Genomic DNA, 16,322 nt, shown 5'->3' with positions numbered 1-16,322 from the left:
TATATATATAGTACAGGAGGAAGTTAATATGTCAGGACATTCAAAGTGGCATAATATCCAAGCTAAAAAGGGTAAAGCAGATGCTAAGAGAGGTAAAATATTTACTAAAATAGGTAAGGAAATAGTTGTTGCAGCTAAAAACGGTGGCTCTAATCCAGAGACAAATGCTAAGCTTAGAGACGTTATAGCAAAAGCAAAAGCAGCTAATATGCCTAATGATACAATTACTAGAGCAATTAAAAAAGCTGCAGGAGAGTTAAGTGCAGTAAACTATGAAACTATAATCTATGAAGGATACGGACCAGAAGGAATAGCAGTTATAGTTGAGTGTCTTACTGAGAATAAAAATAGAACAGCAGGAAATGTAAGATACGCCTTCTCTAAACAAGGTGGAAATATGGGAACCGTTGGATGTGTAGGCTTCATGTTCCAAAGTAAAGGTGAAATCATCATAGAAAAAACTGATGAACTAGATGAAGATGAGTTAATGATGATGGCTTTAGATGCAGGTGCTGAGGACTTTGTAGCTGAAGATGAAGTATTTGTAGTAACTACAACTCCAGAAGACTTTGGTACTGTGAGAGAAGCTTTAGAATCTAACGGAATAGAATTCTTAGAAGCAGATGTTAAAATGATTCCAGACACATACACTGAAATCAATGAAGAAGTTGCGACTAAATTCCAAAAGATGTTAGATGTTTTAGAAGATGATGATGATGTACAAAACGTATATCACAACGCTGAATTCCCAGAAGGATGGGAAGGTTAATCTACACTCAAAACCATCGGTTATTTATTTTTAGATTCACCTTAATAAGCCTATTAATTTTATGTATTGTTTAGTTTATTAAAAGATTATATAATCAGAAGTATTAACAATAAAAAACTGAAATCCATAGGGACTTCAGTTTTTTTTGTTAGAGCTTTTGTAAAATAGAATTATCTATTTTACAAAAGTACCTTGATATTTCTGTGAATAGGAATTCGGACTAGTTTTGCGACACTTCCTTATTTTTTATTTTAATGTTGACATTTAAAGAGTTAGCTCCACAATGTTAAATTTTACCAGATGTAAGTATAAATTAATATATGTTTTTTAAAAGGAGATAAATAAGCTCTGCAAGTTTTGAACTTTGTAATTATAGATATTTTGCAAACATTTTAATTCTCTTTCTAATAATTTCTTTATTATTAAAAGTGCCTTGACATTTTTCCTTATCACAAGGTTTTGGTCCCCCACAGTAAGGATAATCATAACATTTAACACAATTATCTGTGAGAGGTTGTAAAATCTGTTCATTTTCTATGCATAATTTCGTGCTAAGATCATCTTTGGGTGGGAACGCGTCGCAAAGAACTTTGGATCCATTTGAATAAAATTTACAGCTTAAGATATTCGAGCCTTGACATTTTCTCCCTAAACCATAGGGGATACTCATGTTTGGGTTATAACCATAATTTAATAAAAGTGGTACAAATTCAGAGATATATAAGTCTTCAAATTCACTATCACATAAATTGTTAATAAATTCTACATTTTCATTATTAAAGATATTTTGAATATCAATTGCACATTTTAAGCCAATGGTGTTAAGAAAAATCAAGAATGACTCTAAATAATTCTTATTAATATGGTTTGTGTTATAGCGAATAATTAAATTATAATTTGGCAATTTTACAACTTCTCTAAGCATTTCCAGTTTGCACTTAACTTGCTCAAATGAACTAGAGCGCAGTGTATTGTGATCCTCTGGTAATGAAAATGTTGTATTTATAGTTAGTTTAGGGAAATGCTTGACAAATTCTTCTGTTATCATCATTATATTTGAATCAATATGAAAGCCAATATCAATTTTATCATTTGTTGAATTTACTAGATTCAAAATCTTATCTGTCAGTACTAAAATTAGTTCAGCTTTTAAAAGTGGTTCTCCCCCTATATAGTTAATAACAAGCTTACTATTGTGTTCTTGAAGATCTTTAAGAATTCCTTGTATATACTCCAATATATAGTTGCAAAATTCGTCATCTGATAACGGTAAATACTTATCCCATTGCAGTTGATAACAATATCTACATCTCAAATTACATTGTTCAGTAACACTGATGGTAATATTAGTAATATTAGTTACATTTCTTGATGCTTCCATTTTCCGTATTCTATCTTGCACAAGTTCATCAGTAATAAAAAAATCGTTGTTTTCTAATTCGTCTAAGTCATCTCTATCAACGGTATTTACAAAAAAGCCATCTTTTCTCGCACAAATGTATTTAGTTTCAAATTCTACAATCATTTCATTAAGCTTATTAAACAACAAGTATCCCATATCTGTTTTTATTATCTCTACATAATTACTTAATTTTCTCATATAGTTACCTACATAGAAGGCTATTTAAGCATGTTTTTTCAGCCTCAAAGCAATTTCTAAGGGATTCACTATAAGCAAGTAAAGATTCTGATTCAAGCTTGGGGAAGTTTATAAAAATGTCTTCATTATTAAATAAAACACCTTGAAGCTCATCAAAAGTTTGTGGATCAATCATTTTTATAGATTCCAGAATATAATCTTTACTTGCGCCTTTTCTTAGCATATCAAGTGCATTGCTATACAAAGAATAATAAATGAAGTTTTCTTTATTAATTCCATTAATTATTTTTATTTCAGAGAGAAAATGTAACATATACTCATAGGCCTTATCCCACTCTTTTGCCTTAATATATAACATACTTATAAAGAGGGAAGACTGAATACCATCAACTTGAGTTTCACATCTTTCGTAAATAGAATAATTAGAAATATCTAATAGCTGAACCATAGTTTTATCTCCATTTGCCCAAAGTTCAGAACAATAATCTGCTATTTTTAGGCATGATTTTCTGTCTACTTCACTTAAATTTGAATAAATGCTGTCATGAGCGTCAGAACGAAGTTTTCTTGCAGGAAGGATATTTTCAGCTTCACTTACACTTGGAATAATTACTTGAAAGGTGTGTAAGTCGAAATCCAAACCGCTAACTGCATAAATCGGTAGGCCTAAATTCATTATATTAACTATTATTTCATCTAAATAATCTACATTTGTCTTTACTGCACAGGTAAAATTTTTGATATCCATAACAGGATAATTCCTTAAAATAAAATTCATGGGATAATGCCCCACTCCATATTTTAGCAAAGCTACATAATTTTCATTTTTATGGTGATCATCATGATATAAATACTCGTATTTAAATGCATCACTAAGAGTATCTAAGCTATATCCCTGAAATAACTCAGTAATGCTCCTCTCAATTGCTATCCAGATATTTGGATGACACCCAAAAGAAACATAGTAGCCCCCAATATCATTAAAAATAATAACTGCTATAACAGGACAATTAAATTTATTTTCTACCAAAAGTATCTTTAATTTAAAGTTATGTGAATATAGATATTTATAATCATTATTTATATTGGAACTATTTGTAAAGTATGAATCTGTTATATCGTAAATTTCATTTTCATTTTCAGCAAGCACTTGAAATTGCACTGCACGTTCAATAATTTCGCAAATGCCTTGAACTAAAGCTTCTTCTTTAGTATTACCAGCACACATGCCATTAGAGCCATAGTAGTAATCTAATACTGCATATGAAATATCAAGTTCATATTGAAATAAGCTTTCATCTAAACTTGAGTTACTAGGTAACAGTAAATTAAAGCGTGAAACCAAATCATAATTGCGGCAGTTTCCTTTTCGTTCACACCACAGATTAATACAATGATCTTTACTGTTTTCTTCCAAACCGTTATTTAACAGACTAAAATAGGTATCAGCACTACTACTTTTAATCCAATTTTCAAATGGCATATGAATAAATAGTTTATTTTCTTCTATTGAATAAATTTTTTCATAAAACATTTTATAGAAAGGAGATACTCTAAAAGGCAAACAAAATGATAGTCTTTCTATTAATTCACCATAGGCACTTGCTAAAGCTAATTCCTTCGAAATCCCCTTTCCGTTTGCTGTAAGTGTTGTGTTTAACACAATAATATGCACGCTAAATATACTAGAGCCAACTGAATTCCATAACTCTTGGACCAAAATACCAATTTGTTGTAAATCAAGTCGTGCTTTTAAAATACTATTAATGGGAAAATCATCTTTATTTTTAATTGATAGATCACTACTATTACTCATAACTTTCAATCTCCTCAATAGCGATTTTCTTATTATTAATTGTAATTAAATAATCAAACCACTTAATCATATTTGGCGACATTTGATGGGATATAATAATAACTGTACTTTTTGGACGAGATAATATCAACTCAAGCAATTCTTGGGTTGTTCCTTCATCAAGATTTGCAAAACTTTCATCATAAATTATCATATTTGGATTAAATAATTCTATTCTGGCTAATGCTATACGCTGTTTCTCTCCTCCAGATAAAGTAAATCCACTTTGCCCTATAACTTGATCCAATCCTTGTCTTGTGCGCTCCAAGATGTATTTCAGTCCAACTCTCTCAATTACATCATTTATTTCCTTATCAGTAAACTGTTCAGAAAACAGAGTAATGTTATTTCGAAGTGTTGCATTAAATATAAAAGTATTTTGTGAGCTTACTTGAAGAAATCGGTTATAATCAACTGGATTTAATTCAGTTATATTTGTATGATTGAAATAGATATTTCCATTTGTAGGAGGAAGGGTTCCTATTAATAAGTTAATAAGGGTAGTCTTACCTGACCCTGACTGGGCAGAGAAGAAATATTTTTTATTTGCAGCAATCTCAAAATTTACATCACTAAAAATAGTATTATCATCGTAATTAAAATCCAGATTAACTACTCTAAGAGCTTCAAAAGTCTTATCAATTTGTTTATATTCATTTAAGAATATTCCTGTGTCATCAAAATTGTTATGAAGCTGATGAATTATTTCTCGGGCACTTTTTATTTCACCTAAATCATCACTTAAACATACAAGGGGTGAACTAATGTACACTACAAGTTGGGATGCTGCAACAAGGGTTCCAACAGTTTCATATCCTAGAATAACAAGTATAGCTCCGATAAAATATATACCAATATACAGTATATTGCCCATAGTAAAAGACATTAGATTAGCAAAAGATGAAAGTAACCTGGAATGATATCTTTTTTTCTCCCAGTTATTATTTCTTTCACTCATCATATCAAAGGACTGGGCAGTAACATGAAAACATTTTAAAAGGTCCATTCCTGTTAAATGCTCTGATGCAGTGGTGGTAAATGATGAAGCTGCATCGGACATAATTCCTTTCGCTTTAGATAGGTTTTTACTCATTATTTTAGGTATTATTAATTGAATAAAAGTGATTAACAAGACAAATCCTGCAAGTATAGGTGATATAAGTAACAACAATAACAAACTAATTGTAAGTTCAAATATACTCTCAAATAATCTAAAAAAAGCACTAAAATAAGATTCCTCAACTATGTCCAAATCGTTGGTTAGCAGAGATATCCATTCACCAGTATTTTTCTTATGAAAACTAATACTGGACAAATTTTGAATTTTCTTAAAGGTATCATCACGAAGATTTGATTTTGCAATAGATAAACATTCCCATTTTGATTTACGATATAAAAGATCAATACAGACGCACAACAACAAATACAGTAATAGCCAAGGAAGAAAATTCAGAGCTGAAGATAGTTGACCAGACGTGGCAAAGTCAACACATGTCATCATCACATAAGCTAGTCCCACTGCTAACAAACTATTAAAAGAACTAAATATTAGTGTTGCAAAAAAGTTTATTCTTATCTTTATTAAATAATTTAACATATAATAAATCCCACCTTTTATACTTATATTAAAAAAATTGAGCCCTAGGGCTCAATTTTTGCCTCAATACAACAAGAGGATTATTCTCTTTGCTTTGACCAATGGCACTTTCCACAGCCCATAGGTTCAACAACTGTTGATTTCTTTTCCTCTTTTTTCTTGTCCTGCTGGTTAACATGTAAAATCTTCATAAATACACCTCTCTTCTTGTCGATTATACTAAAATATAATATATATGTCAATAAATACATGATTATAAATTTATTGACATATAATCATAAATTTTCATAGCCATATCGCCATATTGCAATTTAATAAATCTAAGAACTTATTAAATTTTATTTTAGAATGCAGAAAGGAGAAATAAAATAAAAAGTATTGTCAGATAATTTAAGGTTATTAATAGTAAAATACATTTATATTAATTTGTGAGCTTTAGGCATATAAATAATAAACCCAAAATGTGTTCTCTTAGCAAAACGTCATTACAGTCTTACTAATAAATAAATATATCAAGTAAGGAGTGTGAAATAAATGATGGAGAATGAAATTCTAAAGGTAGCTTTATCCCAAGGCATTTGGGCTGTACTAAGTATATTTTTATTATTCTATATACTAAAAGCTCAAGAAAAAAGAGATGTGAAGCAAGAAGAAAGAGAAAAAAATTATCAAGATGTGATATCACACCTTACCGATAAATTAAGGATAGTAGATGAAGTGAAAAAAGATGTAGAAGATCTAAAGAAGGATGTAGGGGATTTAAAAAATTATATGAGAAAAAGTTAATAAGTCAAAAATATAATTAGAGCATTAATTCTTATATAAAATCATAACACTCCTATATGAAAATCATTGAAACCCGCATGGACAGAACAAATAGTTAACTATTTAACTAGTTAACTAGCAAAATAGGCATATATTTATATATTTAAAAATTTCCCTATATAACTATTTATATAGGGAAATTTTTAAATAATAGGTCTAGTAAATTAGCAATTTCTATAGAGACTTCTCTGCTAAGTTTTTTACATAGAATATAGTTCTTACAAGTATTTTTTATAGAATCATATCTTTACTTTTTTTTTAGAAATCCAGTGACATTAATGGAATAATTCATAGATTGTAGATATTTTTCAATTTCTTCTTCAAAGCACCTAAAAAGAGAGCTGCATTGCAATAAATAAAATTTTAATCTATGAATATTAATGTAACATGTTTCATATTTTTATATAGAAGTAAAGTGTATAGGGGGAATTGAGATGTTTAAAAATGTAATTGTGAGAAGACCATGCAAAGGTTTAGTAGAGGGTATAACTACAGCTAATCTGGGAAAGCCTGATTATGAATTGGCATTAAAACAACATGATAAATATATTGAAACACTAAGAGAATGTGGTGTAAATATAACAGTATTAGATGCAAATGAAGAATTTCCTGATTCCTGTTTTGTAGAGGATGTTGCACTTTGTACAAGAAAATGTGCAATTGTTACTCGTCCTGGTGCATTAAGTAGAAGAAATGAAATTCTCCAAAGGGACATGCAGGAAGCTTTAGAGAATTTCTATGAAAATATTGAATATATTAAAGAGCCAGGTACTGTTGAAGCAGGAGACATAATGATGGTAGGAGATCATTATTATATTGGACTTTCCGCTAGAACTAATGAAGAAGGTGCGAAACAAATTATTGATATACTTAGAAAATATGGTTTAGATGGTTCAATTGTACCTTTGAAAGAAGTATTACACCTTAAAACAGGACTTTCTTATATAGAGAATAATAATTTACTTGTAGCTGGAGAATTTGTTACTAGTCCAATATTTAAAGAGTTTAATAAAATCATAATTAATGATGATGAAAATTACTCTGCTAACTGCATTTGGGTAAATGATGTAGTTATCGTTCCCGCAGGTTATCCAACAACTAAAAAAGCTATAGAAGATGTAGGCTATGAAGTTAAAGAAGTAGACACTTCTGAATATAGGAAAATTGATGGTGGATTAAGCTGCTTATCACTTAGGTTTTAATTAATAATAGGAGGATTTTATATGGTGAATAACACCAGTTTAAAAGATAAATCAACTGGCTTAGGATATGCAAGACTTGCATCTGTTGCTATAGGTGCAACTATAGGTGGAGGAGTATTTAGTTTAGCAGGGGACATGGCTGCTAATGGAGCTAATACTGCTGCTGTAATAGTAGGGTGGATAATTTGTGGAATAGGTATGCTAGCTCTTACTATGTGTTTTTTTGGATTAAATAAAATTAAGCCTCACTTAACAGGAGGAATATATAGCTATGCTAATGAAGGTTGGGGAGATTATGTAGGTTTTAACTCTGCCTGGGGATATTGGATAAGTGCGTTACTCGCCAATGTATCTTATGCAACTTTACTATTTGCTGCTATAGCTTACTTTATACCTATATTTGGAACAGGTAATAATTTGTGGTCTATAGTATGTGCATCATTAGTTATTTGGTTTATGAATTACTTGGTATTAAGAGGTGTAAAAGAGGCAGCTGGTATAAATTTAGTAGTAACTATCAGTAAGGTTATTCCTATACTTGTGTTTATAGTTGCAGTAATATTTATAAGAGCCTTTGATCCAGTTATATTTATGGCTAATTTCTGGGGAGAACCAGGAGGATTATCCTTTATAGAGCAAGTTAAGGCAACTTCTGGAACTACAGTATGGGCCTTTATAGGTATAGAAGGAGCAGTAGTTATCTCTGGTAGAGCTAAACGTTCCAAGGATGTTGGAAAAGCTACAATAACAGCATTTTTAGCTGTAATATCAATTTATATAATGGTATCTATGCTTAGTATGGGAGTTATGCCAAGGGCAGAACTTGCAGAATTAGGTAACCCACCTATGGCAGCTATATTATCAAGTGTAGTTGGACCTTGGGGAGCAGCTCTTGTAAATATAGGGGTAATTATATCCCTTGCTGGAGCTACCTTGGGATACACAATAATAGCGTCAGAGTGTCCGTATTTAGCAGCTAAAAATGGAGTGTTTTCTAAGGCTTTTGCTAAGGAAAATAAGAATGGGGCTCCTGTGAATTCACTATTTTTAACCAATGGAATAATTCAATTATTTCTTATAATAACTTATTTAAATGAGTCAACCTATCAAATATTCTATACAATTTCAGCTAGTATGATTATGATTCCGTACCTTTTAAGTGCAATGTACTATTTATTAATTTCCTTTAGAAAGGATGGTTTTGTAGGAGAAAGTAATAAGACTGTAAATATGGCTAAATTTATAGGTATTCTTGGAACAATATATGGATGTTGGCTAATCTATGCTAGTGGACTTACTGGATTACTAATTACAGCCATTTTATATGCTCCAGGGACATTAGTATATATAAAAGCTAAAAAGGAAAAAGGTGAAAAATGTTTTGAAACTGTGAAGGATAAAATTATCCTTGGAGTAATAGTTGCTATGGCTATATTATCTTTAATTCTTATTTTTAATGGCACAATAACTCCATTTTAAGTGATAATGTATAAATGCAATTATTATATTATAAAATAAATTTAATTAGAAACTAAATTATTCATAGTAAAAAATCAGGAAATTATTTTAAATTTCCTGATTTTTTATTAATAAGTTATTTCGTCCTTCTCAGAATGGTCTTTGCTATTAGCATAGGAGCCTATTTTAACTCCATCGATTATTCCTACGTCAGCTCCATCCTTTGGATACATTTTTCTAAGTTCAGCCTGACTTCTTTTTCTATCCTTAAGACGACTTTTATTATTATCAACCATAAGAATACCTCCTTAAATTATATAAAGGATAACTACACAATTATTTTGTCCATAAAGTAAGAAATTATTAAGGAAAGTAAAGGATTAGCTTCCTTAGAAAGAAACATTGCCATTTTATTAAAGGTATAGATTGAATGTTTGGACACATAATAATATTGACAATAAAATTATATAGGAGGCATTAAAAATGGCTAAAAATAATAAAAAACATGAACATACTCCAAGTAATCCCAAGACAGGGAATGTAAAAGATCATATATCTTCAAAGGCAGGAATTAAATCTCCTAAGGAAAAAGAATAATTTAATATGTTTGTTTATGCTATAGAGTGATTCAAACAAATAAAGGACTATCTCTTTGTTGAGATAATCCTTTATTTAAATAGGAATATAAAAATATAAATATAGAACTATTTATCTATGGGTGCATTCATTATATAAATAAGTTAAGTCCAGCATCTTCTGTGGAAGCTAAATACGTTGCAACTCCACCAACCTCAACTTCAGGAATTAATTCTTCATGTTTAATACCCATTAGATCCATGGACATAGCACAAGCAATGATTTTAACTCCCATTTTAAGAGCATTAGCAATTAAAGTATCAAGGTCATCTACATTGTTTTTAGCCATAATGTTTTTAATCATAGCAGGGCCCATACCAGCCATATTCATTTTAGATAATGGAAGCTTTCCAGTGCTGCTTGGAAGCATCATATCAAACATTTTTTCCATGGTATCCTTTTTAACAGAAGGCTTATCTTTTCTTTTTAAGATATTAAGTCCCCAGAAGGTAAAGAACATGGTAACTGGTTTTCCCATGGATGCTGCACCAGTAGCTATGATGAAGGAAGCTATAGCTTTATCAAGGTCACCACTAAAGACTACAAGGGTTGCACCATCCTTTTTAGAAATATCACAACTAATAGGCGATGAGCTACTTGTTAGATCTTGAGAGGTACCTTTTTTGATTAATGCTACAAAGGCTTTTTCTTTTTTATCAAATTCACCTTTTACAAGGGTATTTCCTGTTTTACTACACCAACTATTGATGTCCTTTTGGAAACCTGGATCAGAAGCTTTAACTTCTAAGATATCTCCATCCTTCATTTTGCCCATTTCCTCAAAAACTCTTCTAATGGGACCTGGACATTGAAGTCCACAAGCATCAAGACTTACAGTAACTTTACTAGAATCTTCTATATTAGGAGAAGCACTAGTTTCACAAGTACAGTCTTCAGTATTATTATTTAAGTTAGATTGAGTATCTTTATCATTTAAAGAAGATTTAACGGTAGCATAAGTTTTATAACCACCATCTAAGTTCACACAATTAAATCCATATTGAGAAAGTATTCTACAGCCAATATATCCACGAAGACCTACTTGACAATAAACATAGATTGTTTTATCCTTTGGTATCTTATTTAAGTTATTTCTAAGAGTATTTAGAGGGATATTTAAAGCGTTTTCTATATGACCAACTTCAAACTCCATCTCTTCTCTTACATCTAGAATAAATTCATTGTTAGCTATTAAATTATCAACTTCATCCCATTGAACTATAGAAACCAAATTATCCATTATATTAGTTCCTATATAACCAGCCATATTAACAGGGTCTTTTGCAGAAGAATATGGTGGAGCATAGCATAATTCAAGTTCTGGTAAGTCCATTATTTTTAGATTTCCTTTTATAGCAGTAGCTATAACATCAATACGCTTTTCTACCCCATCTAAACCTACACCCTGTGCTCCTAATATTTTTCCGTCCTTTGGATTAAATAAAACTTTAAGAGAGATAGGGAAGGCACCAGGATAGTAACCAGCATGGGAATTTGGATGTAAATGGATTGCTTTATACTCTAAGTTAAGTCTTTTTAAAGTTTTTTCATTATTGCCTGTAGTTGCAACAGTTAGTGAAAATACCTTTGCTACAGAAGAACCTAAAGTACCATTATATTCAGCTTTTTTACCACAGATATTATCAGCTACAACATGCCCTTGTCTATTAGCTGGCCATGCAAGTGGAATCATAGTTGGATTACCATTTATATAATCAATTACTTCTACAGCATCACCAAGAGCGTAGATGTTTTCATCAGAAGTTTTCATTTCTTTATTTACAACAATGGCTTTTCTATTGTTAACTTCTAGACCAGCTTCTATGGCAATTTTACTTTCAGGAGAAACTCCTATTGATAAAACAATCATGTCTGTTACAATTTCTTTACCGCTATTTAAAACTACCTTTTTACCACGGTTTTCAAAGGATTTAACCCCATCTTTAAGAATTAAATTAATTCCATTTTGAAGTAGATGCTCATGAACTATTGCTGCCATTTCGTAATCTAGAGGAGCCATTACTTGATCTGCCATCTCTACAAGAGTTACAGAAACTCCTCTTTCATTAAGGTTTTCAGCCATTTCAAGACCTATAAAGCCACCACCAACAATTACAGCTTCCTTTGGAGAGTTATTATCAACAAAGGCTTTAATCTTATCTGTATCTGGTATATTTCTAAGAGTAAATAAATTGGTTGCTTCTTTAAGGCCAGGAATAGGTGGAGTTATTGGACTAGCACCCGGTGATAAAACTAATACATCATAGCTTTCTTCATAAACTTGAGAAGAACTATGATTTTTTACAGTAACTTTTTTAGCATCCTTATCAATTTTAATAACTTCACTAAAGTTTCTTATGTCAATATTAAATCTAGAACTCATGCCTTCTACTGTTTGAACTAGAAGGTTATCTCTTTCCTTTATAGTTTCACCTATATAATAAGGAAGTCCGCAATTGGCAAAAGAAATATATTCTCCTTTTTCAAACATAATTATTTCTAAAGATTCATCTAGTCTTTTTAAACGTGCAGCAGTAGAAGCGCCACCAGCAACTCCACCAACGATAATAACTTTTTTACTCATAATAAAATCTCCTTTCAATATTAAACAATATAAATAGTATAAACAATATAACCTTTACAATACTCAAGAACAATTAAATCTTAATATTTGTATATCATAATAATACGATATAAAGTATTTATAAAAAAGAAGTCTAAAGAATTTTGACTTCTTAATAGTTAAAATAATACTTCTATTAACTTTTTTATATTTTCGTCACTAACACTATATATAATTTCAAGACCGTTACGTTGCCAGTCTATAATGCCAAAAGCTTTTAGCTTTCCAATGTGTTGCGATATAGTTGATTGAGGCATATCTAAGCAATTTTGCATATTGGTAACATTGCTTCCACCAGTTTCAATGAGACCTTTAACAATGCATAGTCTTACGGGGTGGGCTAATGCCTTTAAAATATTTGCTTTTTCTTCAAAGAGTTTTGGGTTAGTTAAAAATGTGTCATTCTCAGTCATGTTTTATACACCTCCATATCACTATATTCATATAATACGATATAGTTCCAAATGTGTCAATGAAAAGTAAAAAAAATTTATATATTTTAAAAGAATAACTTATTTTAATTTTAGATATTGTGTTGTAATATAAAAAGTTAAACTCAACTAAACTTCAGTGAGAATAAACCTCTCTATGAAGTTTAGTTGAATTAAATATTATAAGAAGAATAGGGCTGCTATGGTAGTAACAATTAAACCTAAAACTACTGGTTTAAAGTTGCGCTTTGCAAGCTCAAAAGGTGATACCTTACATATAGCAGAAACGGGGATAATTGCCCAAGGTATTAATGTACCTCCACCTACCCAAATAGCACCTAATTGTCCAAGAGCGGTTAAAGTAGCCACATTTCCACCAGTAGCTGTTCCAAATAAATTTGCAGTGGAACCAGCTAGAGCTATACCGGAAAATCCAGAACCATCTAGTCCAGTGATTGCACCTACTGTAGTTACACCGAAAGCACTTAAAAAATTGTTTAGTGGAACTGCCTTAGAAAGGGCATATCCCAAGTCGTTTACTATACCTAAGGAGCCCCTAGGTAAATAGTTACCTATAATAGCTGTAAATCCATCACCGCCTACATAGAAAAAGGCAGCAATTGGAACTACTATTCCAAAAACTTTAAAGCCAAATTGGAGACCTTCTACCAGATGCCTAGTGATTTTATCAAGAGAAGCCTTTTTATAAGCCTTTACAGATATCAATATGAGTATAATTAAGGTTGTACCACCGATTAGTGCTGTAGCATCTCCACCTTTTAAGTTTAAAGAAACCATTAAAAATACATCAATAGCAAAGAGAAGAGGAATTAATATTGCAAAAAAGGATTTCCATCCTTTGCTTAAAAGAGATTCATCTGTAGACTCGACCTCTTCTGAATATTCAGTATAGGTGAGATTTTCAAGGGTTCCATTTTTCATATCTTTCTTAAGCATGATAAAGGCTGTAACAGTAGTCACAATTCCCATAATAATTATAAGAGGAACACTAGCTTTAACTACTGCAGATACAGGAATGCCAGCAGCATCCGCAGTTAACTTTGGAGCAGCTTGAATTACAAAGTCTGTAGACAATGCGATACCATGACCGAAAAGATTCATAGCTATGGCAGCACCTATGGCAGGGAGACCAGATTTGATAGCCACAGGAACTAATACAGCTCCAACTAATGCGACGGCTGGAGATGGCCAAAAGAAATAAGAAATAATCATCATTATTATACCTATACCCCAAAAGGCTATAAAATCATTTTTCATAAACTTACTGAAGGGTTCTATCATAACTTTACTTATGCCAGTATAGGATAATGCTTTACTTAATCCAGCAATTATAGATATTATAAGTATTGTTGGCAGTAATTCCGTAATTGAGTAGATAAAACTATTAAAAATGCTAATTAGAGATGCAGGAATAGATTTAGTGCTAATTAATGCAATTAATACTACTCCAACAATGCAAATAAGGGAACAGTCTAGTTTTTTTATCATTGCTATTAAAATTAATATAATAAAAATTAAATATATATAGTGTATTGTGGTTAATTCAATCATTTGTAGCCTCCTAATAACTTATCCTAATTTAATAATAGAATATGCTGACAGGAGAAATTAGTGTTAAAAAAGCAAGATGGAAATTTTAAAAATTCATATTTTCATTAGTGAGTTCTATGGACTAAAAATATAAGAGGTTTTATATTATGAATAAAACTGTTTAAATAGTTTCAAATAATATATAATAATAGTATGATATTTTGGAACAAATTGAAGAATTGAGGAGAAATAATATGAATAATTTTAAATTTAAACATAAGGATGAAGAGTTTATTTTATCAGAAGATAACCTTTCTTATATTGAAGCGGAGGAAATACAAGATTTTACCACAGAAAAAGTGTTAGAAATTTTAGAAGAAGGTAAAGAAAAAGTAGAATTTGACTATGAATATTATGCTGATAACTGTGAAGCATGTGGAAACAGTGAAGCTATAGATAAAAAACATTATAGATATTTAGAGTATCATTTTTATATTTTTACTAAAGAAGGAAAATATATAATTAGTAATATAAGTAATGAGTTTGAAACTACTACTTATTCCCAATTAGAGAGACTGAAAAAAATTGATGAAAGTTATATAGTATCTATTATCATCTGTGAAAGTTGTAAGAATTTTGCCATAGAAGTTGAACAGTGTGATATGTAAATAAATAACTGTGACTTGAATTTAAATATCTGTGACATGAATTTAATTATCTGTGACATGAATTTAAATAACTGTGGCATGAATTTAATTATCTGTGACATGAATTTAAATATATGTGACATGAATTTAATTATCTGTGTATATTTTTAGGTTAATTCCATATACTCTTTAATGGAAGAAGAGTGGAGATGTATAATTTATAAATTTTTGTAAGCAATAGTGTATAAACATATCAAAGCTGGATACAATTCCTAGTAGGAGGGATTGTATGATTGAAAGATATAAAAAAAATAAAGGATTATATATTTTTATAGCCTCTGTAGGAATAATAGTTTTTTTACTTAGCTATACTGTGAGTATAGCCTTCTTAAGAAGTTCAAAAGATGGAGGAGCTGGAATTTTAGGCGAAGCATCTCAAGCAAGCTTTTTAAATATGAATGATGTATTAATTTCAGATAAAAGTAATATAGAGTTCATGTTAAACTATAAAAACTCTTTAGGTAAGGTAAAGATTAATGAAAAATTAGATAAAACTTTAAATGTAGAAAAAGATAATTTGATTGGTCTTAATCAAGAGCAAGCTGAAAAGATATTTTCTAGTTTTGGATACAAGGTAGAAAAATTCACAAAAGAAGATATTATATTTGTAAAGGACATAGAAGGGTATTCCTACAAAGAAGATTCTTATTTTATAGGAATAAAGGATGTAAATATTGTTATTTATAATAAGGATTCTAATGGAACAATAAAAGTAGTAGAAGAGAAGATAGTGAATCCTAAAGATGATAGTGGACAGTCGTATTTAAAAATTAACGACATAGAGAACAGAGGTAATCTTTTGAGGACATTCTACGAAGGACATAAAGATTATCAGTTTTCCAATATACAAGAGGCTATGGAATATGCTCAGGCTCTTTGTAGCACATAGAATCAGAAAAGGAGTGTTTCGAAAGGAATTTTGAAGCACTCTTTTTTCATGAGAAATTGTAGGAATGGTATACACTTAATTTAAAATAAGTTTAAAATAGTTTTTATTGAATTGTTACATTGTAGATGGTAAAGTATAATATAGTTACGATTGTAAGGTAATATAATTAATTTGTGAAG

13 protein-coding genes are annotated in these 16,322 nt (G+C 30.4%); 6 read left to right on the top strand and 7 right to left on the bottom strand.

Going from position 1 to position 16,322, the window contains the following annotated elements:
• The first annotated feature begins 28 nt into the window (after positions 1 to 28).
• Positions 29 to 769, top strand: a complete 741-nt coding sequence (locus B3J31_RS00755) for a YebC/PmpR family DNA-binding transcriptional regulator (RefSeq protein WP_346866708.1) — start codon at positions 29 to 31, stop codon at positions 767 to 769.
• Positions 770 to 1,139: 370 nt separating this feature from the next.
• Here B3J31_RS00755 and B3J31_RS00750 read toward each other — a convergent pair whose 3' ends face one another.
• The 3 genes from B3J31_RS00750 to B3J31_RS00740 are packed head-to-tail and all read right to left on the bottom strand — an operon-like array spanning position 1,140 to position 5,821.
• Entirely contained in the window at positions 1,140 to 2,369 is a 1,230-nt protein-coding gene (locus tag B3J31_RS00750) for a 4Fe-4S cluster-binding domain-containing protein (RefSeq protein WP_150844465.1), read from the bottom strand.
• 4 nt (positions 2,370 to 2,373) lie between these two features.
• Positions 2,374 to 4,185 carry a YcaO-like family protein gene (locus B3J31_RS00745; RefSeq protein WP_035134442.1) on the bottom strand — a complete coding sequence of 604 codons (1,812 nt, stop codon included), beginning with the start codon at positions 4,183 to 4,185 and terminating at the stop codon, positions 2,374 to 2,376.
• Entirely contained in the window at positions 4,178 to 5,821 is a 1,644-nt protein-coding gene (locus tag B3J31_RS00740; RefSeq protein ID WP_346866707.1) for an ABC transporter ATP-binding protein, read from the bottom strand. Before B3J31_RS00740 ends, B3J31_RS00745 begins: the two co-directional genes overlap by 8 nt.
• Positions 5,822 to 6,358: 537 nt before the next feature.
• On the opposite strand from B3J31_RS00740, the gene B3J31_RS00735 reads away from it, so the two are divergent.
• From B3J31_RS00735 to B3J31_RS00725, 3 genes are all read left to right on the top strand, one after another.
• Positions 6,359 to 6,607, top strand: a complete 249-nt coding sequence (locus B3J31_RS00735; protein WP_150843415.1) for a BhlA/UviB family holin-like peptide — start codon at positions 6,359 to 6,361, stop codon at positions 6,605 to 6,607.
• Between the two features lie 473 nt (positions 6,608 to 7,080).
• Positions 7,081 to 7,848, top strand: a complete 768-nt coding sequence (locus B3J31_RS00730; RefSeq protein ID WP_346866706.1) for a dimethylarginine dimethylaminohydrolase family protein — start codon at positions 7,081 to 7,083, stop codon at positions 7,846 to 7,848.
• Between the two features lie 21 nt (positions 7,849 to 7,869).
• Positions 7,870 to 9,327 (top strand): basic amino acid/polyamine antiporter, encoded by a 1,458-nt coding sequence (locus B3J31_RS00725; RefSeq protein WP_346866705.1) that lies wholly within the window; start codon positions 7,870 to 7,872, stop codon positions 9,325 to 9,327.
• Positions 9,328 to 9,434: 107 nt separating this feature from the next.
• On the opposite strand, the gene B3J31_RS00720 is transcribed toward B3J31_RS00725, so the two are convergent.
• The 4 genes from B3J31_RS00720 to B3J31_RS00705 form a co-directional block, all read right to left on the bottom strand.
• The gene (locus B3J31_RS00720) at positions 9,435 to 9,602 is read right to left on the bottom strand and encodes a hypothetical protein (RefSeq protein ID WP_167402853.1); all 168 of its coding nucleotides are present in this window, start codon (positions 9,600 to 9,602) and stop codon (positions 9,435 to 9,437) included.
• A gap of 431 nt (positions 9,603 to 10,033) precedes the next feature.
• Complete coding sequence (locus tag B3J31_RS00715) at positions 10,034 to 12,526, bottom strand: CoA-disulfide reductase (RefSeq protein ID WP_346866704.1); 2,493 nt, start codon at positions 12,524 to 12,526, stop codon at positions 10,034 to 10,036.
• A 158-nt stretch (positions 12,527 to 12,684) separates the two neighbouring features.
• Positions 12,685 to 12,978, bottom strand: a complete 294-nt coding sequence (locus tag B3J31_RS00710) for a metalloregulator ArsR/SmtB family transcription factor (RefSeq protein WP_150843918.1) — start codon at positions 12,976 to 12,978, stop codon at positions 12,685 to 12,687.
• 198 nt (positions 12,979 to 13,176) lie between these two features.
• Positions 13,177 to 14,568, bottom strand: coding sequence for a hypothetical protein (locus B3J31_RS00705; protein WP_346866703.1), 1,392 nt, complete (start codon positions 14,566 to 14,568; stop codon positions 13,177 to 13,179).
• A gap of 233 nt (positions 14,569 to 14,801) precedes the next feature.
• Here B3J31_RS00705 and B3J31_RS00700 point away from each other — a divergent pair, with 233 nt between their 5' ends.
• A complete protein-coding gene (locus tag B3J31_RS00700; RefSeq protein WP_150843916.1) occupies positions 14,802 to 15,215 on the top strand; it encodes a DUF3785 family protein in 414 nt (137 codons plus the stop codon).
• A 268-nt stretch (positions 15,216 to 15,483) separates the two neighbouring features.
• Positions 15,484 to 16,143, top strand: coding sequence for a hypothetical protein (locus B3J31_RS00695; protein ID WP_346866702.1), 660 nt, complete (start codon positions 15,484 to 15,486; stop codon positions 16,141 to 16,143).
• Positions 16,144 to 16,322 lie beyond the last annotated feature (179 nt).

Source organism: Clostridium sp. UBA5988, from assembly GCF_002435615.1.
Lineage (GTDB): Bacteria > Bacillota > Clostridia > Clostridiales > Clostridiaceae > Clostridium_J > Clostridium_J sulfidigenes.
The sequence above is the reverse complement of the archived record's forward strand: the minus strand, read 5'-3'. Positions and strand labels throughout refer to the sequence as shown.